This window comes from Pseudoblastomonas marina, assembly GCF_014641655.1.
Lineage (GTDB): Bacteria > Pseudomonadota > Alphaproteobacteria > Sphingomonadales > Sphingomonadaceae > Alteriqipengyuania_A > Alteriqipengyuania_A marina.
The window spans coordinates 1,331,231-1,350,628 of the sequence record NZ_BMID01000001.1 but is presented as its reverse complement, the minus strand read 5'-3'; the positions used below and the strand labels follow the sequence as shown (position 1 = coordinate 1,350,628).

Sequence of the window (19,398 nt, the reverse complement as noted above, 5' to 3'; positions counted from 1 at the left end):
GGGGCGCACGGGGAGGCCAAGATGTTCGAATTCAACACCGAAACCGGGCTAGCGATGCTCGCCGCCTACCTCGTCGGTTCGATCCCGTTCGGCCTGCTGCTGACCAAGGCGGCGGGGTTGGGCGACGTCCGCGCGCAGGGCTCGGGCAATATCGGCGCGACCAACGTGTTGCGCGCCGGGGGCAAGAAGCTCGGCGCGGCGACCTTGCTGCTCGACCTGCTCAAGGGGCTGGCGGGCGTGCTGATCGCGCGCTTCGCGTTCGGAGAGGATACGGTGCCCTATGCCGCCGTCGCCGCCGTTTTGGGCCATTGTTTCCCGGTCTGGCTCGGCTTCAGGGGCGGGAAGGGCGTGGCGACCAATGCCGGCGTCGCCTTCGGTCTCGCGTGGATGCTGGGTGCGGTATACGCGATCGCCTGGCTCGGCGTCCTCGCGGTGACGCGGATCAGCTCGCTGGCGGGAATGACGGCGGTGGTGGTCACGGCGGTGGCCGCGTGGTTCGCGGGCGAGACCGAAGCGTTCATCGCGCTGGCGGTGATCGCGGTGCTCGTTCTGTGGCTCCACCGCGCGAATATCGGGCGGCTGCTCAAGGGTGAGGAACCTAAGGTCGGTTCGAAGACGTGAGCGCGCTCACCCGTGACGAGGCTTTCGCACGCATCCGCCTGCTGCGCTCGCCCAATGTCGGTCCGGTGGGCTACCGGCAATTGCTCCAGCGCTTCGGCACCGCTGCCAGGGCGATCGAGGGACTGCCCGATCTGGCGCAGCGCGGCGGGCGAAGAATTACCCCCACGCCGGTCGGCAAGGTCGAGGGAGAGATCGCGGCGGTTAAGAAGGCCGGCGCGCGATACCTGTTCCACGACCAGCCCGATTACCCGCCGCTATTGGCCGAGCTCGACAGCGCGCCGCCGATCCTGACCTATCGCGGCGATCCGGCACTGGCGGCGAAGCCCTGCGTGGCGATGGTCGGCGCACGCAATGCCAGTGCGGCGGCGGTCAAGCTGGCACGCGATTTCGCGGCGAAGTTGGCGGCCGAGGGTTGGACCGTCGTTTCGGGCCTCGCGCGCGGGATCGACGGGGCGAGCCACGAAGGCGCCATGCCCTCTACTATCGGGGTCATCGCGAGCGGAATCGATATCGCCTATCCGCCGCAGCACGCAGAACTGCAGGAACGGATCGCCAACGAGGGCCTGCTGATTGCCGAACAGCCCCCCGGTACCGAGCCGCGCGGGCGGCACTTCCCCTCGCGCAACCGCATCATCGCCGGGCTGGCCGCGGGCACGCTGGTGGTCGAGGCCGCTCCCAAATCGGGTTCGCTGATCACCGCGCGGTTGGCGGGCGAGGCGGGGCGTGAGGTGATGGCGATCCCCGGTAGCCCGCTCGACGCGCGCAGCCACGGTTGCAACCAGCTCATCCGCGAAGGCGGCGTGCTGGTTCAGACGCCCGAGGACGTGATCGAACTGCTCTCCGGCTTCGACGGCAACCCGCGCAGCACCTTCCGCGAGGCCAGCGGAGCGATGTGGGAGCCGGCCGAGGACCTATCCGAAGCCGAACCCGCCGAACTCGCCGACTGGCTCACCACCGCCCCTGTGGCGGTCGACGAGTTGATTCGTCAGTCGGGCGAGGGGGCTGCGGCGGTGCAACTGGCGCTGCTGGAGCTGGAGCTTGCGGGCAGACTGGAGAGGCATGCGGGGGGTAAAATTAGTCTTCGGAATTAATCGCTGGAGTTAGTACGAAATCTCCTGCGAATTTTGATGATGTAGAATGCCGCTAGGACTGCGATCACCGCGATTCCCGCTTGTGTCGATTGATAGATCGAGTGCTCGAATTCGGAAAGGCAGGCAGTGGCACCGCGAAGCTGGACGATGATCGTCCGCGTCTGGCTACACTCTCTGAATTTCTCAGCAGTTAGAAACCATGTCTGAATGATCAGCGCCGCCCCAAATGGGATGGACGCGAGCAGTGGAAGGGCCCGACTGAGTACGGAGCGAGCCCTCTGACTCGTCGCCTTTTTTTGATCCCGAACCATGCAGAACGCGGCATAGTATCAATTTCCGCGCTTGACGAATCATCCCGCCACCTGACCATCGCGCGTACGTACACGTACACACGTAAGGGACTGCCCGAACTCCAATGCAGCTTGTTATCGTCGAATCGCCGGCCAAGGCGAAGACCATCGAGAAATACCTCGGCAAGGACTACAAGGTCCTCGCCAGCTACGGCCATGTCCGCGACCTGCCGCCCAAGGATGGCAGCGTGCGCCCGGACGAGGATTTCGCAATGGACTGGGAGGTCTATGCCGACCAGCGCAACCGCTCGCAGGTCAAGGCGATCGCCGATGCGGCCAAGAAGGCCGACCGCCTGATCCTCGCTACCGACCCCGATCGCGAGGGGGAGGCGATCAGCTGGCACGTGCTCGACCTGCTGAAGAAGCGTAAGGCGCTGCCCGCCGAGGTAGAGCGGGTGACCTTCAACGCGATCACCAAGCAGGCGGTGACCAATGCGATGGAGCATCCGCGCCAGCTCGACCAGGACCTGATCGACGCGTATTTCGGCCGCCGCGCGCTCGATTACCTGTTCGGCTTCACGCTTTCGCCCGTGCTGTGGCGCAAGCTGCCCGGCGCGAAATCGGCGGGCCGCGTGCAATCGGTCGCATTGCGGCTGATCGTCGATCGCGAGCGCGAGATCGAGGCGTTCAAGTCCGACGAATACTGGTCGGTCGTCGCCAAGATGGAGCAGGACGGCACCGGCTTCGACGCGCGGCTGGTCAAGTTCGAGGGCGAGAAGCTCGAAAAGCTCTCGCTCGGCAATGAGGGCATTGCGGGCAAGGCCAAGACGGCGGTCGAAGAGAGCGAATTCCGCGTCGTCGGCGTGGATACCAAGCCGTTGCAGCGCAGCCCCGCTCCGCCCTTCACGACCTCCACGCTGCAGCAGGAGGCCGCGCGAAAACTCGGCTTTTCGGCCAGCCACACGATGCGGCTCGCGCAGTCGCTCTACGAGGCGGGCGCGATCACCTACATGCGTACCGACGGCGTCTCGATGGAAGGCAGCGCGATCGCCAGTGCGCGCAAGGCCATCACGCGCCGTTACGACGGACATTACCTCCCCGAAAAACCGCGCCAGTACAAGACCAAGGCCAAGAATGCTCAGGAAGCGCACGAAGCGATCCGGCCGACCGATTTCATCAAGGAAAAGGCCGGGCGCGGCGACGAGGAAAAGCTCTACAAGCTGATCTGGACGCGCGCTCTGGCAAGCCAGATGGCCTCGGCGCGATTGGAACGCACGACCGTCCATTTCGAAGATGCGACCGGCCAGCACGGCCTGCGCGCCAACGGCCAGGTGGTGAAGTTCCCCGGCTTCCTCGCGCTTTACGAGGAAGGCATCGACAAGCGGGGCGACGAAGAGGACGAGGACGGGTTGCTGCCCTTCCTGCGCGAGGGCGATGCGCCCGCGAAGCGCGAGGTGATCGCGACCCAGCACTTCACCCAGCCACCGCCGCGCTTTTCCGAGGCCTCGCTGGTCAAGCGGCTCGAGGAGCTCGGCATCGGGCGTCCCTCGACCTACGCCTCGACGATCCAGACGCTGCGCGATCGCGATTACGTGCGGATGGAGAAGAACCGCTTCCACGCTGAGGAAAGCGGGCGCCTGTTGACCGCCTTTCTCGAACGCTTCTTCACGCGTTACGTGGCGTTCGATTTCACCGCCGGGATGGAGGACGAACTCGACGAGGTCTCGGGCGGGCGCGCCGAGTGGAAGAAGGTGCTCGAAGCCTTCTGGCGCGACTTCAAGCCCAAGAGCGACGAGGTGATGGAGCGCAAGCCCTCCGAAGTCACCGAGGTGCTCGATGGCTTCCTCGAGGATTACCTGTTCCCCCCGCGCGAGGACGGGACCGATCCGCGCCTGTGCCCGCGCTGCCAGGACGGGCGGCTCGCGCTGCGCGGTGGCAAGTACGGTGCATTCGTCGCCTGCTCGAACTATCCCGAATGCAAGTTCACCCGCCGTTTCGCCCAGCCGGGCGCCGATGGCGAAGATCCGGCCGAAGATACCATCATGGGCAAGGATCCCGAGACCGGTCTCGAGGTCGAGCGCAAGACCGGGCGATTCGGACCCTACATCCAGCTGGGTGAGGGCAAGGACGCCAAGCGCGCCTCGATTCCCAAGGACCTCGACGACTTCGATCTCGAATGGGCGCTGAAGCTGCTCTCGCTGCCGCGCGTGATCGGCCAGCATCCCGAGACAGGCAATGATATCGAAGCAAGCATAGGCCGTTACGGGCCTTACCTCAGGCACGATGGCAAGTATGCGAAGCTGCAATCGACCCGCGATGTCTTCGACACCGGCATGAACGCCGCGGTCACGCTGCTGGCCGAAGCCGCCAATCGCAAGGGCGGCGGGCGCGCCAAGGCCGAGCCGATCAAGACCTTCGGCAAGCACCCGGTGTCCGAGGCCGAGATGAAGGTCCTGCCGGGTCGCTACGGTCCCTATGTCACCGACGGCACCACCAACGCCACGATCCCGCGCGACATGAAGCCCGAGGACGTGACCGAGGCAGACGCCATCCGCCTGATCGACGAGCGCGTCGCCAAGGGGCCGGCCAAGAAGAAGGGCCGCAAGAAGGCCCCGGCGAAGAAGAAGGCACCGGCCAAGAAAAAGGCTGCAGCCAAGAAAAAGGCTCCGGCAAAAAAGAAGGCGGCCGAGAAATGAGCAAGGAGCGGTTCGAGCGCCACAAACAGCCCTGGCGCCCCGACGAGGCCGGCCAGCTGCGAGTGCTGGCCGGGAAGGGGCAGGGGCTCAAGCAGATTGCCAAGGCGCTGGGCCGGAGCGAGGAATCGACCCGCGATTTCGCCAAGAAGAACAAGGTCGCGATCGCGAAGAAGCGCTAGCGGCGGACCCAGATCTCCACTTCGCGGGTGCCGCGGGGCAGGGCGGCGGTGCGCTCGTATCTCGCCGCCAGCGCCTCCTCGAGCACCGCGCGGGTGCGAGCATTGTCGGGATCGTTGTACGGCTCGGCCATCTTGACGATCACCTTGGGGCGCGCGGCTACGATGCGTTCCATCTCGGCGATGGTGTCGATGCCGAGCGCGTGTTCTTCCTTGAAGCTGTTGAGGTGCGTCGGGAAGACGTAGGGCGTCACCGTGCAGGCGCCGGTGGCGTGATAGAGCGCGACGTCGCCTTCGTAGACGTAGATGCAGTCGTCCGGCGCGATCGCCTCGGCCACCGTGTCGCGGACCGCCGCGAATTCCTCCCGCGAGCCGTCGATCTGGACGCGGATCACGGTGTGGAGGATGGTGCAGGCCACCCCGAACACCACTACCCCGATCGCGAGCTTGCGGCGCAGGCCATGCAGACCGAGCGCGCGCGCGCCGAGCACGAAGAACGGGACCAGCAACGGGCCGACATAATGGTCGTAATAGGTCCCGATGATCATGAACCCGGCAAACGCGGCGATCGCCCAGCCGGTGACGAAATCGAGCACCGGCGTGCCGTGGTATTTGAGCCCGAGCTTCTGTGGCGCCCACAGCATCAGCAGCCATAGCGGGCTGAGGAAGAACAATAGCACCGGCAGCCGGATCAGCGGGCCTGAAATGCCGCTCTCGCGCTCGAAGATCGAGACGAAATTGGCGTAGAAATAGGCTTCCATGTCGCCGTGATGGGCGTACCAGCCGAGCGCGATCGCGGTCGGCACCAGCGCGCAGCCGACCCAGCCGAGCGCCATCGGCAGGATGCTCCAGCGGTGGAGGCCGACGCGGTGAGCCAGCCACAGCAGCGCGAGGCCGAAATAGATGCCCTCGAACACCACCGTGTACTTTACCTGCATCGCGCTGCCGAGCGCGAGCATGGCGAGGCAACCGCCGAAGAACAGCTTGTGCACGTTGCCGTCGCGATAGCGCCGCGCGAGCCACCATGCGGTGAGCGCGACGAAGAGGTTGTAGAACACCGGTGCCTGTCCGCCGACGAGGCTGAACCCGGCGAGGTAGATCGGGTAACAGGCGGCGGCGATGAAGGCGCCGTCGGGCGGCGCGATCATCCGTGCGATCCGATAGATCACCCACGCGGTCGTGCCCGCGAACAGGCCGGCGACCACCTGGTATTGCAGCACGTCCCAAGGACCGAGCGCGCTGGTGGCCGCATAGATGAAGAACAGTCCGATCGGCTTGCGATCCCACAGCTCGACATAGGGGAGCGCGCCCTCGAGCATCCGGCTACCGACGAGCAGGTAAAACTGCTCGTCATTGTAGAGCACCGGGTTCCCGAAGCTGGCCGCACGGGTCAGCGCGGTGATGAGCAGCAGGATCAGGAACACCCGCCCGTCGGCATACCAAGGCCGCGGCAGGTTCGGCGCGGCATGGTGCGCGCGATCGGCGGGTGCGGCGGTCACTTCGACCAGTCCAGCCCCATTTCCTCGTAGAATTCGCGATCCTCGTCCCAGCCTTCCTGTGTTTTCACATGGAGGAAGAGGTGGACCTTCTGGCCGAGGATCTCGGACAGCTCCTTGCGCGCGGCTTCGCCGATCGACTTGATCATGCTGCCGCCCTTGCCGAGCACGATCGAACGTTGGTTGTCGCGCTGGACGAGGATCTGCTGGCGGATTTCGACGCTGCCGTCTTCGCGATGGGTGTAGCTTTCGGGGCGGACCATGCTGTCATAGGGCAGTTCCTCGCGCAGCTGCTTGTAGAGCTGTTCGCGGGTGACTTCGGTGGCGAGCAGGCGCTCGCTCGCGTCGGAGACCTGGTCCTCGGGATAATGCCACGGGCCCTCGGGCATCGCCTTGGCGAGTTCTTCCTTCAGCTCGGGCACGCCGTCGCCGGAAAGCGCGGAAACGAAGAACACCTCGTCGAAATCGACCATGCCGGTCAGTTCCTGCGCCAGCGCCAGCAGCGGTTCCTTGACCGCCTTGTCGACCTTGTTGAGCACCAGGATTTTCCGCTCCTTGCGGTCCTTCAGCTGTTCGAGCAGCGGCATCAGCTCGTGTCGGCGCTGCTTGATCGGGTCGACCAGCAGCAGGACGGCATCGGCCTCCTCGGCGCCTTCCCATGCTGCGGAGACCATCGCCCGGTCGAGCCGGCGGCGCGGGGCGAAGATGCCGGGCGTGTCGACCAGCATGATCTGGGTCGGTCCGTGCAGCGCGATGCCCATCAGCCGCGTGCGGGTGGTCTGCGCCTTGGGCGAGACGATCGCGACCTTCTGACCGACCAGCTGGTTGACCAGCGTGGATTTGCCCGCATTGGGCGCACCGATCACGGCGACGACGCCGCACTTGCTCTGCCCGCTCTGGTTCTTGTCGTCAGCCATGGGTCTCGATGAACTTTCTCGCCGCCTGGGTTTCGGCGTCCTGCTTGCTGTTGGAGGTCGCCTCGATCGAGCCGACTCCGTGGATTTCGACGCGCACCGTGAAGCTGCGCGAATGGTCGGGACCCGACGTGTCCACCACCGAATAACGCGGCGGGCGCTTCTGGTTGCCCGCGGCCCATTCCTGTAGCGCGCTCTTGGGGTGTTTCGAACGCCCGGTCTTGCCCGACAGCGTATCGGCCCACAGCCGTTCGACCATCGCGCTGGCGCGGGTGAAATCGCCGGTCACGAACGCCGCGCCGATGACCGATTCCATTACGTCGCCGAGGATGTTGTCGCTGTCCGCCCCGCCATCGTCGCGCGCCTGCTTGCCGAGGCGGATATGGTCGGCAAGGCCGCAGGCGCGGGCGATATCGGCGCAGGTCCCGCGGCTGACCAGTGCGGCGAGACGCTGGGCGAGCTTGCCCTCGGCCTGGTGGTCGTGGACGTAGAGCCAGTGCGCGACGGCGAGGCCGAGCACGCGATCGCCGAGGAATTCGAGCCGTTCGTAATCGCGCTTCTGCCCGGTCGATCCATGGGTCAGCGCGTCGATCCAGACGTCCTCGTCACCCAGCTCGCCACCCGCCAGCGCGCGCAGGTAATCGCGCGTCTCGTCGGACAGGGCGGGGCGGGTCAGAGCCCGTCTCCGATGCGGTCCCACCTTGCAGCGGTGAACCAGGTCCACGGCAGGACGTATTCGGCGCTGCCGTCGGTCGACCAGATCCGCGCCTGCGCCTTGCCCAGCAGCAGCTCGACCGGCACGAAGCCGACCCCGCCGCCCGGGACCGCCGGTGCGCGGCTGTCCAGTGAATTGTCGCGGTTGTCGCCCATCATGAAGACGTGGCCTTCGGGCACGACAAAGACCTGCGTGTCGTCATAGCGCGAGCGACCGAAATCGAGCGTCATGTAGGTGACGCCGTTGGGCAGCGTCTCGCGGTATTGCTCGTAGCGGCAGATGCGCGATCCATCGTCGCCGGTGCTGCGGAATTGCGCGCCCGCGCAGGTCGTGTTCCCCGACATCGGCTGGATGAATTCGCCGACCTTCTCGCGCTTTACCGCCTCGCCATTGATGTAGAGCGCGCCGCCCTGCATCTGGATCTGGTCGCCCGGCAGGCCGATCACGCGCTTGATGTAGTCCTCGTAGCTGACCGGGTGCTTGAACACCGCGATATCGCCGCGCTCGGGCTCGCTGCCGAAGATGCGCCAGTCGCCCACCGGCGGTTCGAACAGCAGCGAATAGCGCGTGTAGCCGTAGGACCACTTGCTCGCCGCGAGGTAATCGCCGTTCCACAGCTTGGGCAGCATGGATTCGCTCGGGATCGAATGCGAGGCGAAGAAGAAGCTGCGGAATATGAACACGACGAGCGCGAGCTTGAGCACGAAGACGAAGAGGCTGTCTTCCTTCTTCTCGGGCTTTTCGGGCGTATCGGCTTCCGTTTCGACGGGGGTTTTGGCGGTCTCGTTCATCGCGCGCTGCCGTGTCGCCATTGCGCGCGAAAATCAAGCATGCGCGCCGTGAATGAGGCCTTTATTCGACCGGCGCACGCCACTAGGCGTTGGGGCGTGTCCACTCGAACGGAGCCCTGTGCGTGAGCGATCCCCAAGCCATCTGGAAAGAACTGACCCTTCTCGACAAGCCCAAGCTGGCTTCGCTGTTCGAGGAGAAGGGACGCGTCGAGGACTGGTCGCAGGCGCTCGACCTGCCGGGCGGGAGGATCCGGTTCGACTGGTCGAAGACCCATCTCGACGACGCGCATGGCGAAGCTTTCGCCAAGCTCGCCAAGGCGATGGGCTTTGCCGACAAGCGCCGCGCGCTGTTTGCGGGCGAAGTGGTCAACCCGACCGAGGAACGCGCCGCCGAACACACGGCCGAGCGCGGGCACGGGGCGGACGAGGCCGTGGCGCTGGCCGATGCGCTGCACATGCGGATGCGCGGGCTGGTCGAGGCGATCCATGCCGGCGCGTTCGGCGAGGTGAAGCACCTGATCCATGTCGGGATCGGCGGCTCGGCGCTCGGTCCGGCTCTGGCGCTCGATGCGCTGGCAAGAGACGATGCGAAGGTCGACGTGCATGTCGTCTCGAACGTCGACGGCAATGCGCTGAAGGCGGCGTTCAAGGCCTGCGACCCGGGAACCACGATGCTCGCGATCGCCTCGAAGACCTTCACCACGATCGAGACGATGACCAATGCGCAGTCGGTGCTCGACTGGATGGGCGAGGGCGGCGTGTCCGACCCGCAGGGCCGCGTCGTCGCGCTCACCGCCAATCCCGAGGCCGCACTCGATTGGGGCGTCGACGAGACGCGGATCCTGCCCTTCAGCGACACGGTCGGCGGGCGCTATTCGGTGTGGAGCTCGATCGGCTTCCCGGTCGCGCTCGCGCTGGGCTGGGAGGGCTTCGCCGCGATGCTCGAAGGCGCAGGCGCGATGGATGCGCATTTCCGCGAGGTCGATGGGCTGGAGAATTTGCCGCTGCGCGCCGCCTTCGCCGATCTTTACTACACCCATCTGCGCGGCAGCCAGACCCGCGCCGTCTTCGCCTATGACGAGCGGCTGCGGCTGTTGCCCGACTATCTCCAGCAGCTCGAGATGGAGAGCAACGGCAAGCGCGTCACCGCCGAGGGCAAGCCGGTCCACGGTCCCACGGCGCCGATCACATGGGGCGGGACGGGCACCGACGCGCAGCACGCGGTGTTCCAGCTATTGCACCAGGGCACGCACCTCGTGCCGGTCGATTTCATCGCCAGCATCGCGCCCGGCCACGATCTCGACCCCGCGCATCACGAGATCCTGCTGATGAACTGCTTCGCGCAGGGCGCGGCGCTGATGGCGGGCAAGGAAAGCGACGATGAAGATTTGGGGGGCGCGCGCGCCTATCCCGGCGACCGCCCCAGCGCGACGATCCTGTGCGATGCATTGAACCCCGCCACGCTCGGCGCGCTGATCGCCTTCCACGAACACCGCACCTTCGCCAGTGCCGTGCTGCTCGGCATCAACCCCTTCGACCAGTTCGGCGTCGAACTCGGCAAGCAGATCGCCCGCGCGATGGAAGAGGACGAGGGGGATTTCGATGCGAGTACGAGCGCGCTGCTCGATGCGGCGGGATTGGGGTAAGCCACGGTTCGATTTTGAAAGAAGATCTTCGTCGAGCTTATCGCCTACGAAGAGAAGGAGCGAGCCTCGTTCGTTACCCGGGAAATCGGTTGCGGCCGGATCGGTCGAGCGAGCGTGCCCGGGAGCTTCGCGTAGAGCGCAAGCGCCTTGGCGGTGCGGGCGCATTCGATGGCGGCGCCGCGGGTTTCGGGATCAGGCATCGCCACCTTCGCCCGCCTCCCGCCGCTCGCGTGCCTTGCGCGTCTGTTCCTTCTGGCGCTCGCGCATTCGCAGGCGGGTCTGGCGCGGCGAATGTTGCCGGATATTCCAGATCACCACGCCTGCAAAGGCTACCAGCAATGCGATCAGCGCATAGGCGATCATGAGCCGGACCGTCATGACGATCGCGTTCTTGCAGAATGGCGGACAAATTGCGGCGACATGGCGGCTCCTTCATGCGGGAGCGCGGTATCGTCTCTCAGTTCCGGCAGCGCGTTTCGGTGGCCGGAATATTGCTGACGCTAGTGCATCGGCGCCCTTTCGCCAAGCCTGTTGTGCATTGCACAAAGGCAATAGAGATTGACTTTCGTGCTGCACTGCACCACATGGCTCCCATCGAAGCGCCAGCCAGCGTGAAGCGGCGGCCTTTATGGCGAGCCCCGGCGCGCTTCGGTCCTATCTCCCAGACTTCCCTTTTCACGCGGGCGGTTTTTTACCCCCGCGCCGCGCGAGCTGTGTCTCTGCGCGTCGCATATATTGCGAGTTAAAAACTCTACATGACCACTACATTCGACCAACTCGGGCTCTCGCAGCCCGTCCTCCAGGCGCTCGATCTCAAGGGCTATTCCGAACCCACCCCGATCCAGGCGCAGGCGATCCCGCCCGTGCTCGAAGGGCGCGACCTGCTGGGCATCGCCCAGACCGGCACCGGCAAGACCGCCGCGTTCATGCTCCCGAGCATCGACCGGCTGCGCGAGGCGGACAACCAGACGCCGTTCAAGTCCTGCCGCATGCTGGTGCTCGCGCCGACGCGTGAACTTGCCGGGCAGATCGCCGAATCCGCCAAGGATTACGGCGCGCTCGCCGGGCTCAAGGTGCACAGCATCGTCGGCGGCACCTCGGTCAACAAGGATCGCAACAAGCTGCATCGCGGCACCGATATCCTCGTCGCCACGCCGGGCCGCCTGCTCGACCTGATCGACCAGAAGGCCTTCAACCTTTCCGGCGTGGAAATCCTCGTCCTCGACGAAGCCGACCAGATGCTCGACCTCGGCTTCATCCACGCGCTTCGCAAGATCAGCCAGCTGGTTCCGCAGGACCGCCAGACCCTGTTCTTCAGCGCCACCATGCCGACCGCGATCAAGGAATTGGTCGGCAAATATTGCAACAACCCCGTCACCGTGTCGGTTACGCCTGCGGCCACCACCGCGGAACGCATCGACCAGTACCTCTTCATGGTCCAGCAGGACGAGAAGCAGACGCTGCTCGAGATGATCCTGTCCGAGCGACATCCGGTGCCCGGCAAGTTCGAGCGCGTGCTGATCTTTGCGCGGACCAAGCATGGCTGCGACCGGATGGTGAAGAAGCTCTCTCAGTGCGGCATCCCGTCCAATGCGATCCACGGCAACAAGAGCCAGCCGCAGCGCGAGCGTGCGCTGGGTGAGTTCAAGAGTGCCAAGACGCCGATCCTGATCGCGACCGATGTCGCCGCACGCGGGATCGACATCCCGGGCGTCAGCCACGTGATCAATTACGAGCTGCCCAACGTGCCCGAACAATATGTCCACCGCATCGGCCGCACCGCGCGCGCCGGGGCGGACGGGATCGCGATCGCGATGTGCGCCGAAGACGAACGCGCCTATCTGAAGGACATCCGCAAGACGACCGATGCCGAATTCGAACGGCTCGACCTGCCGGAGAATTTCCGCGCGGTGGTCGAAGGCGTCGGCCCGACCAAGCGCGCCCCTCCGGGCCAGCGCGCCCCGCGTGCGAACGTCAAGCCGCGCCAGGGCGGCGGACAGCGCAAGCCCGGCGGCGGTCGTGGCGGCAAGCCGCAGGGCCAGAGCAGCGGACAGCGCTCGGGTGGCCAGCGCTCGGGTGGACAGGGCGGAGGCGGAAACCGTCGCCGCAACCGTCGCGGCGGTCGCAACAATACTTGACCCGCCCTAGCCGGCTTGTCAGGCGCTGACCCGCGCCAACAAGCCCGGAGAGCGATAAGCAATGACCGCCACCATCCTGTTCCTGCTGCTCGGCTTCGTCCTGCTGGTGGGAGGTGGCGAATTGCTGGTGCGCGGCGCGGTGCGGATCGCCGAACGGCTCGGCCTGTCGCCGATGCTGATCGGGCTGACCATCGTCGGTCTCGGTACCTCGACGCCCGAACTCGCCGCCAGCGTGCAGGCCGCACTCGCCGGTTCGCCGGGGATCGCGCTCGGCAATATCGTCGGCTCGAACATCGCCAACACGCTCATGATCCTCGGCGCGGCCGCGCTGATCGCGCCGGCCGTGATGTCGCACAGCGTGCTGTGGCGCGACGGGATGGTCGGGGTCGGCGGGGTGCTGCTGCTGATGCTCGCGGGGCAGACGATCGGGCTCGATCGCTGGGCCGGTGCGGGATTCTTGGTGGTCCTCGCGGCCTATCTCTGGCTTGCCTTCAAGCAGGAGGCGACCGGGGTCCACGGCGCCGCGGGCGACCGCGCGCTGGCCGTCGAGGGCGCCGACCCCGCGCTGCTGCCGCATGACGAGCCGAGCGGTTCGCTGTGGAGCGCGGGCGGATTCTTCCTCGTGGGGATGGCGCTGATCGTCGCGGGCGGGGTGGTGCTGGTCGACGCAGCGGTCGATATCGCCGGACGGCTCGGTGTGTCGGACACGGTGATCGGGCTGACCATCGTCGCCGCCGGGACTTCGCTGCCCGAACTCGCCACCACGATCATCGCCGCGATCCGCAAGCAGGGGGATATCGCGCTGGGCAACGTGCTGGGTTCGAACATCTTCAACATCTTCTTCATCGGCGGGATTACCGGCCTCGTCGCGCCGGGGCCGATCCCCGGCGGCATCCTGCAGACCGATCTGTGGATCCTGCTGGCCGCTGCCGTCGCCGCGATCGTCTTCGCCTATACCGGCGGCAGGCTCGGCAGGCGCGAAGGCGGCGTGCTGCTCGCCTCCTACGTGCTTTTCATCCTCTTCACTGCCGGCTTGCTCCGGTTCTAGGAAGGCTCACATGTCCGACACCGACTACGACTACGATCTTTTTACCATCGGCGGCGGCTCGGGCGGCGTGCGTGCGAGCCGCGTCGCGGCGGCACATGGCGCGAAGGTCGCGCTGGCGGAGGAATACCGGATTGGCGGGACCTGCGTGATCCGCGGCTGCGTGCCCAAGAAGATGCTCGTCTACGGCGCGCATTTCGCCGAGGACCTCGAGGATTGCGAAAAGTTCGGCTGGAGCATCGAGGGCAAGAGCTTCGACTGGGTCAAGCTGCGCGACGCGGTGCTCGCCGATGTCGACCGGTTGAACGGCCTCTACACGGAAACGCTCGAGAACCACGATGTCGAACTGTTCCACGAGAAGGCGAGGCTGACCGGCGAGCACGAGATCACGCTCGCGAGCGGCAAGGTCGTCACCGCGAAGCATATCCTGATCGCCACCGGTGCCACCCCGCGCATTCCCGATTGCCCCGGGCACGAACTCGGCATCACCAGCAACGAGGCATTCCATCTCGACGAGATGCCCAGGCGCGTGCTGATCGCGGGCGGGGGATACATCGCCAACGAGTTCGCCGGGATCTTCAACGAGTTCGGAAGCAAGGTCACGATCATCAACCGCACCGACGTGATCCTGCGCGGATACGACGAGGCGGTGCGCGACCGGCTGCTGCAGATCAGCATGATGAAGGGCATCGATTTCCGCTTCAACGCCGAGTTCCGCGGGATCGAGAAGACCGATGACGGTGCGCTGTGCGTCTCGATGACAAACCACGACGATCTCGAGGTCGATTGCGTCCTTTTCGCCACCGGGCGCGTGCCGCACACCAAGGATCTCGGGCTGCAGGAGATTGGCGTCGAACTGGGCGATCACGGCGAAGTGCTGGTCGATCGCTTCTCGAAGACCAATCTCGATCATGTCTATGCGGTCGGCGACTGCACCGACCGAATCCAGTTGACCCCGGTGGCGATCCGCGAGGGCCAGGCCTTCGCCGACACGGTGTTCGGCGACAAGCCCAGCGCGGTCGATCACGATTGCGTCGCCAGCGCGGTGTTCAGCCACCCGCCGATCGCCGCGGTCGGGATGACCGAGGGCGAAGCGCGCAACAAGCTCGGAGGGGTCAAGGTCTACCAGTCCGATTTCCGCCCTATGAAAAACGTGCTCGCGGGTCGCAACGAACGCTCTCTGTTCAAGATGATATGCGACGCGGAGGACGACCGGATCGTCGGGATCCACATGATCGCGCCCGAAGCGCCCGAGATGATGCAGGCGGCGGCGATCGCGGTGAAGGCCAAGCTGACCAAGGCCGATTTCGACGCGACCACCGCGATCCACCCGACGATGGCCGAGGAACTCGTGCTGATGCGGTGAGGGCGGATCGGTGCTAGACGGGGGCGCACACGGAGGACCCGACATGCCCAAGACCATCCTCGTCACCGGCGGCACAGGCTATATCGCCGGCGAGATCATCGACCAGCTGCTCGAGGCCGGGCACGTGGTCCATACCACGGTGCGCGATCGCAGGAAGAGCGAGGACGGATTGCGCGATCGCTTCGATGTCGGTGCGGCCAAGTTCAAGATCTTCCAGGCCGATTTGATGGACGATGCCGGCTGGGCCGAGGCGAATGCGGATTGCGACGCGGTCGCCCATGTCGCTTCGCCGATCTCGACCCGCACGCCCAGGCACGAGGACGAGATGATCGTCCCCGCGCGCGAAGGCACGATCCGCGCCTTGCGCTTTGCCAAGCAGGCGGGAGTCAGACGGTTCGTCCAGACCAGCTCGGTCGCCGCGATCGCCTATGGCCGCGACGAAAAGTCCTATCGCGTCGACGAGAGCGCCTGGACCGACATCACCCACCCCGACGTCACGCCCTATGCCAAGTCGAAGACGATCGCCGAGCGCGCCGCGCGCGACTGGATGTTCGCCAATGGCGGGACGATGGAATTCGTCTCGGTCAATCCCGCGCTGGTGCTGGGACCGATCGAGACGCCCGATTTCTCGCCCTCGGTGGTGGCGATGAAGCAGGTGCTCGACGGATCGATGCCGATGGCGCCCGATCTCGGTTTCGGGGTGGTCGATTTGCGCGATTGTGCCGACCTGCACGTGCGCTGCCTGATGGAGCCGGGTCTCGCCAACGAGCGCTTCATCGCCTCGGGCAGGTTCATGAAACTGATCGAGATCGCCGATGTGCTCCGCGCCAGGCTGCCTGCCGAGCACACGAAAAAGGTCCCCAAGCGCGTGATGCCCAACTGGATGGTGAAGGCGATCGCGCTCGTGAACCCGGGGCTGCGCTCGATCATGAACGAGCTGGGCAAGACCCGCGACCTCGATACGAGCCACGCCAGGGACGAGCTCGGCTGGGAAACCCGCCCGGTCGAGGAGACCATCGTCGATTGCGCGCAAAGCCTGATTTCGCACGGGGTGGTGAAGCTCTGACGAGTTGACCTGCGGCGGGTCCTCGCTCTAACCGCTCCGCAGCGAACAAGGGAGAGCGCATGTCCGCCAATATCGCCGAAATGGAACGCCGCCGTGAAGCCGCCCGGATGGGCGGGGGACAGAAGCGGATCGACGCGCAGCACGCCAAGGGCAAGCTGACCGCGCGCGAGCGGCTCGACGTGCTGCTCGACGAGGGCTCGTTCGAGGAACTCGACACCTATGACGAACACGACTGCGTCGATTTCGGGATGCAGGACAGCAAGATCCCCGGTGACGCCGTGGTCACCGGCAGCGGCACGATCAACGGGCGGCTGGTCTTCGTCTATTCGCAGGATTTCACCGTCTTCGGTGGCTCGCTGTCGAAACGCCACGCGGAAAAGATCTGCAAGGTGATGGACATGGCGATGAAGGTCGGCGCGCCCGTCATCGGCCTGAATGACTCGGGCGGCGCGCGCATCCAAGAAGGCGTCGCCTCGCTCGGCGGTTATGCCGAGGTGTTCCAGCGCAACGTGCTCGCCTCGGGCGTGGTGCCGCAGCTCAGCCTCATCATGGGCCCGTGTGCGGGCGGGGCGGTCTATTCCCCGGCGATGACCGACTTCATCTTCATGGTGAAGGACAGCTCCTACATGTTCGTCACCGGGCCCGAGGTGGTGAAGACCGTCACCAACGAGGAGGTGACGCAGGAAGAACTGGGCGGCGCGGTGACCCACACGACCAAGACCAGCGTGGCCGATATCGCCTATGAAAACGATATCGAGGCACTGCTCGCGGCGCGCGATTTCATCGATTACCTGCCGCTGTCGAACCGCCAAGAGGTGCCCGAGCGCCCCACCGCCGATCCGATCGAGCGCGAGGAACCCAGCCTCGACACGCTGATCCCCGACAACGCCAACCAGCCCTACGACATGCACGAGGTGATCCGGAAGGTGCTCGACGAGGGCGACTTCTTCGAGATCCAGCCCGCGCACGCAGCGAACATCCTGTGCGGCTTTGGCCGCATGGAAGGGCGCACCGTGGGCGTGGTCGCGAACCAGCCGATGGTGCTCGCCGGCGTGCTCGACATCAATTCGTCGAAGAAGGCCGCGCGCTTCGTGCGCTTCTGCGACGCCTTCGACATCCCGATCCTGACCTTCGTCGACGTGCCCGGCTTCCTCCCCGGCACGAGCCAGGAGCACAACGGCATCATCAAGCACGGCGCCAAGCTGCTGTTCGCCTATGCCGAGGCGACCGTGCCCAAGATCACCGTGATCACCCGCAAGGCCTATGGCGGCGCCTACGACGTGATGGCGTCGAAGCATTTGCGCGGCGATCTCAACTACGCCTGGCCCACCGCCGAGATCGCGGTGATGGGCGCGAAGGGCGCGGTCGAGATCATCTTCCGCCAGGACCGCGACGATCCCGAAAAGATCGCCGAAAAGACCAAGGAGTACGAAGACCGCTTCGCCAACCCCTTCGTCGCGGCGAGCCGCGGCTATATCGACGAGGTGATCTACCCGCACTCGACCCGCAAACGGATTGCGCTGGGGCTGAGGAAGCTACGCGGGAAGCAGCTCGAGAACCCGTGGAAAAAGCACGATAATATTCCGTTGTGATTGATACGATCGAATTCCCAGTCGCGAAGGTCGCGATAACGATTGCGTTGCTGTTTATCGGTTACATTTTGATTCAACGAACTTCCGGACACGATGCAAGAGTGGCAGATGGTGAACCTTCGGTTGCAGACTGTGAGGATCTAGGAAAAAGATGGCAGAACTCTGCTGCGGTACTGCTTGGGGTTGCTGCGTTTTTAATGGCCGCATTCTTGTGGACACCGTGGGCTGAGAGAATTGCACGTTCCCCAAAGTTTGTCCCATTTCTGATTGCAGCGTTTTTTCCACTCGCGCTTTTGATCACGGTTCGAGGGGCGATAACAGGGAAAGTATTGCCTTTGATGAGCATGGCCTTTGGGCCGTACGTCTATAAAAAGCAGCCTCGACGTTTTGTGGCCTCGATGATTTGGAACATTCTTATCAGTGGCTTAACTTTGTTTCTGGCGCTTAATGCTTGGGATAATATCTTATGAAACTCGGCCGTCTCAACCATATCGGCGTCGCGACGCCCTCGATCGCGGAATCGATCCGCTATTACCGTGAGGTGATGGGCGCGACGAAGTTCCACGAGCCGTTCGATCTCGAGGCGCAGGGGGTGAAGGTCTGCTTCGTCGATACGCCCGATGCCGCGGGCGAACTCGGCAAGGGCACGCAGATCGAGCTGATCGAGCCGCTGGGCGAGGACTCGCCGATCGCCAAGTTCCTCGAGAAGAACCCCGCCGGGGCGCAGCACCACGTCTGCTACGAGGTCGAGGATATCGAGGACGCGCGCAAGTGGTTCGAGGAGATGGGCAAGCGCATCCTCGGCCCCACGCGCATCGGCGCGCACGGCACGCCGATCTTCTTCCTCCACCCGAAGGACATGATGGGCCAGCTGACCGAGATCATGGAAACGCCCAAGGGCGACGCGCACTGGTCGAACTGATCGAAGCGCTCCTCACCCCGCCCGGGGAGAGGGACTCAGGAGAGAACATGCCCGATTACGAACATATCCGCGTCGAAGCAGACGGACCCGTCACCACGATCACGCTCAACCGGCCCGAGCGGCTCAATGCGATGCCGCCCGAAATGGCGGTCGAATTGCGCGACGTGCTGGCCGATCCGGGCGCGGCGCGCTGCGTGCTGATCACGGGCGAGGGGAGGGCCTTCTGTTCGGGCGCCGATCTCGCGGCCAAGCGCGACCGGCCGGTCTCGGGCGGGCGCGGCGCCTATGACAGCCTCGCGATGAGCTACAACCCGCTGATGGTGCAGATGGCGCAGTGCCGCGTGCCGATCGTCGCGGCGGTCAACGGGCCTGCGGCTGGGATCGGCTGTTCGGTCGCGCTGGCGGCGGATTTCGTGATCGCGGGTGCGAGCGCGTATTTCCTCCAGGCCTTCGTCAATATCGGCCTCGTGCCCGATGGCGGGGCGAGCTGGATGCTCCCGCGCCTCGTCGGCAAGGCGCGGGCGACCGAGATGATGATGCTCGGCGAGAAGATCGGCGCCGAAAAGGCCGAAAACTGGGGCCTGATCTACAAGGCGGTCGCCGACGATGCGCTGATCGACGAGGCGAGCGCGCTCGCCGCGCGGCTCGCCAACGGCCCGACGCTCGCGCTCGGCCAGATGCGCGCCAACATCATGCACGCCTTGCAGCACGATTTGCCCAGCGCGCTCCACCAGGAAGCGCTCGGCCAGCACCGCGCGGGCGACAGCAAGGACGCGATCGAGGGCGGCATGGCCTTCCTCCAGAAGCGCAAGCCCGAGTTCAAGGGGGAGTAG

18 protein-coding genes are annotated in these 19,398 nt (G+C 65.3%); 13 read left to right on the top strand and 5 right to left on the bottom strand.

The genetic code is table 11. From position 1 onward, the window contains the following. The first annotated feature begins 21 nt into the window (after positions 1-21). The 4 genes from plsY to IEW49_RS06515 all read left to right on the top strand — a co-directional run bounded on the left by plsY (position 22) and on the right by IEW49_RS06515 (position 4,877). Positions 22-621 (top strand): glycerol-3-phosphate 1-O-acyltransferase PlsY, encoded by a 600-nt coding sequence (plsY, locus tag IEW49_RS06530; RefSeq protein ID WP_188641919.1) that lies wholly within the window; start codon positions 22-24, stop codon positions 619-621. Further along, positions 618-1,712 (top strand): DNA-processing protein DprA, encoded by a 1,095-nt coding sequence (gene dprA, locus IEW49_RS06525; protein WP_188641918.1) that lies wholly within the window; start codon positions 618-620, stop codon positions 1,710-1,712. The genes plsY and dprA overlap by 4 nt, the downstream gene beginning before the upstream one ends. A 415-nt stretch (positions 1,713-2,127) precedes the next feature. Then, on the top strand, positions 2,128-4,698 hold the full coding sequence (gene topA / locus IEW49_RS06520; protein ID WP_188641917.1) for a type I DNA topoisomerase: 2,571 nt from the start codon (positions 2,128-2,130) through the stop codon (positions 4,696-4,698). Beyond that, the gene (locus tag IEW49_RS06515; protein WP_188641916.1) at positions 4,695-4,877 is read left to right on the top strand and encodes a hypothetical protein; all 183 of its coding nucleotides are present in this window, start codon (positions 4,695-4,697) and stop codon (positions 4,875-4,877) included. The genes topA and IEW49_RS06515 overlap by 4 nt, the downstream gene beginning before the upstream one ends. Here IEW49_RS06515 and IEW49_RS06510 read toward each other — a convergent pair. From IEW49_RS06510 to lepB, 4 genes are read right to left on the bottom strand one after another with little or no spacing between them, the layout of a single operon-like run. Then, complete coding sequence (locus IEW49_RS06510) at positions 4,874-6,373, bottom strand: ArnT family glycosyltransferase (RefSeq protein WP_188641915.1); 1,500 nt, start codon at positions 6,371-6,373, stop codon at positions 4,874-4,876. The genes IEW49_RS06515 and IEW49_RS06510 overlap by 4 nt on opposite strands. Beyond that, positions 6,370-7,287: a GTPase Era gene (gene era, locus IEW49_RS06505; RefSeq protein WP_188641914.1), complete on the bottom strand. Its 918-nt coding sequence runs from the start codon at positions 7,285-7,287 to the stop codon at positions 6,370-6,372. The genes IEW49_RS06510 and era overlap by 4 nt, the downstream gene beginning before the upstream one ends. Continuing rightward, positions 7,280-8,002 carry a ribonuclease III gene (gene rnc / locus IEW49_RS06500; protein ID WP_373282520.1) on the bottom strand — a complete coding sequence of 241 codons (723 nt, stop codon included), beginning with the start codon at positions 8,000-8,002 and terminating at the stop codon, positions 7,280-7,282. The genes era and rnc overlap by 8 nt, the downstream gene beginning before the upstream one ends. Next, on the bottom strand, positions 7,957-8,790 hold the full coding sequence (gene lepB, locus IEW49_RS06495; RefSeq protein ID WP_188641913.1) for a signal peptidase I: 834 nt from the start codon (positions 8,788-8,790) through the stop codon (positions 7,957-7,959). The genes rnc and lepB overlap by 46 nt, the downstream gene beginning before the upstream one ends. 122 nt (positions 8,791-8,912) lie before the next feature. Between lepB and pgi the strand changes: the two genes are divergently transcribed. Continuing rightward, positions 8,913-10,436 (top strand): glucose-6-phosphate isomerase, encoded by a 1,524-nt coding sequence (gene pgi / locus IEW49_RS06490; protein ID WP_188641912.1) that lies wholly within the window; start codon positions 8,913-8,915, stop codon positions 10,434-10,436. Positions 10,437-10,628: 192 nt separating this feature from the next. Here the strand turns inward: pgi and IEW49_RS06485 are convergent, their stop codons facing one another. Then, positions 10,629-10,814: a hypothetical protein gene (locus IEW49_RS06485; protein WP_188641911.1), complete on the bottom strand. Its 186-nt coding sequence runs from the start codon at positions 10,812-10,814 to the stop codon at positions 10,629-10,631. A gap of 377 nt (positions 10,815-11,191) precedes the next feature. On the opposite strand from IEW49_RS06485, the gene IEW49_RS06480 reads away from it, so the two are divergent. From IEW49_RS06480 to IEW49_RS06445, 8 genes are all read left to right on the top strand, one after another. Beyond that, positions 11,192-12,574 (top strand): DEAD/DEAH box helicase, encoded by a 1,383-nt coding sequence (locus IEW49_RS06480; RefSeq protein ID WP_188641910.1) that lies wholly within the window; start codon positions 11,192-11,194, stop codon positions 12,572-12,574. A gap of 61 nt (positions 12,575-12,635) precedes the next feature. Continuing rightward, positions 12,636-13,622: a calcium/sodium antiporter gene (locus tag IEW49_RS06475; RefSeq protein WP_188641909.1), complete on the top strand. Its 987-nt coding sequence runs from the start codon at positions 12,636-12,638 to the stop codon at positions 13,620-13,622. Positions 13,623-13,632: 10 nt separating this feature from the next. Next, positions 13,633-14,985: a glutathione-disulfide reductase gene (gorA, locus tag IEW49_RS06470; RefSeq protein ID WP_188641908.1), complete on the top strand. Its 1,353-nt coding sequence runs from the start codon at positions 13,633-13,635 to the stop codon at positions 14,983-14,985. A gap of 43 nt (positions 14,986-15,028) precedes the next feature. After that, positions 15,029-16,051 (top strand): NAD-dependent epimerase/dehydratase family protein, encoded by a 1,023-nt coding sequence (locus tag IEW49_RS06465; RefSeq protein ID WP_188641907.1) that lies wholly within the window; start codon positions 15,029-15,031, stop codon positions 16,049-16,051. Positions 16,052-16,110: 59 nt separating this feature from the next. Continuing rightward, positions 16,111-17,643 carry an acyl-CoA carboxylase subunit beta gene (locus tag IEW49_RS06460; protein ID WP_188641906.1) on the top strand — a complete coding sequence of 511 codons (1,533 nt, stop codon included), beginning with the start codon at positions 16,111-16,113 and terminating at the stop codon, positions 17,641-17,643. Then, positions 17,640-18,113: a hypothetical protein gene (locus IEW49_RS06455; protein ID WP_188641905.1), complete on the top strand. Its 474-nt coding sequence runs from the start codon at positions 17,640-17,642 to the stop codon at positions 18,111-18,113. The genes IEW49_RS06460 and IEW49_RS06455 overlap by 4 nt, the downstream gene beginning before the upstream one ends. After that, a complete protein-coding gene (gene mce, locus IEW49_RS06450) occupies positions 18,110-18,565 on the top strand; it encodes a methylmalonyl-CoA epimerase (protein ID WP_188641904.1) in 456 nt (151 codons plus the stop codon). The genes IEW49_RS06455 and mce overlap by 4 nt, the downstream gene beginning before the upstream one ends. A 47-nt stretch (positions 18,566-18,612) precedes the next feature. After that, positions 18,613-19,398 carry an enoyl-CoA hydratase-related protein gene (locus IEW49_RS06445; protein WP_188641903.1) on the top strand — a complete coding sequence of 262 codons (786 nt, stop codon included), beginning with the start codon at positions 18,613-18,615 and terminating at the stop codon, positions 19,396-19,398.

Excerpts from the sequence above, each read along its gene's own strand:
- IEW49_RS06460 (WP_188641906.1), top strand. The coding sequence starts at position 16,111 with ATGTCCGCCAATATCGCCGAAATGGAACGCCGCCGTGAAGCCGCCCGG.
- IEW49_RS06445 (WP_188641903.1), top strand. The coding sequence starts at position 18,613 with ATGCCCGATTACGAACATATCCGCGTCGAAGCAGACGGACCCGTCACC.
- mce (WP_188641904.1), top strand. The coding sequence starts at position 18,110 with ATGAAACTCGGCCGTCTCAACCATATCGGCGTCGCGACGCCCTCGATC.
- IEW49_RS06480 (WP_188641910.1), top strand. The coding sequence starts at position 11,192 with ATGACCACTACATTCGACCAACTCGGGCTCTCGCAGCCCGTCCTCCAG.
- plsY (WP_188641919.1), top strand. The coding sequence starts at position 22 with ATGTTCGAATTCAACACCGAAACCGGGCTAGCGATGCTCGCCGCCTAC.
- lepB (WP_188641913.1), bottom strand. The coding sequence starts at position 8,790 with ATGAACGAGACCGCCAAAACCCCCGTCGAAACGGAAGCCGATACGCCC.
- IEW49_RS06475 (WP_188641909.1), top strand. The coding sequence starts at position 12,636 with ATGACCGCCACCATCCTGTTCCTGCTGCTCGGCTTCGTCCTGCTGGTG.
- gorA (WP_188641908.1), top strand. The coding sequence starts at position 13,633 with ATGTCCGACACCGACTACGACTACGATCTTTTTACCATCGGCGGCGGC.
- IEW49_RS06515 (WP_188641916.1), top strand. The coding sequence starts at position 4,695 with ATGAGCAAGGAGCGGTTCGAGCGCCACAAACAGCCCTGGCGCCCCGAC.
- era (WP_188641914.1), bottom strand. The coding sequence starts at position 7,287 with ATGGCTGACGACAAGAACCAGAGCGGGCAGAGCAAGTGCGGCGTCGTC.
- IEW49_RS06465 (WP_188641907.1), top strand. The coding sequence starts at position 15,029 with ATGCCCAAGACCATCCTCGTCACCGGCGGCACAGGCTATATCGCCGGC.
- topA (WP_188641917.1), top strand. The coding sequence starts at position 2,128 with ATGCAGCTTGTTATCGTCGAATCGCCGGCCAAGGCGAAGACCATCGAG.
- IEW49_RS06485 (WP_188641911.1), bottom strand. The coding sequence starts at position 10,814 with ATGACGGTCCGGCTCATGATCGCCTATGCGCTGATCGCATTGCTGGTA.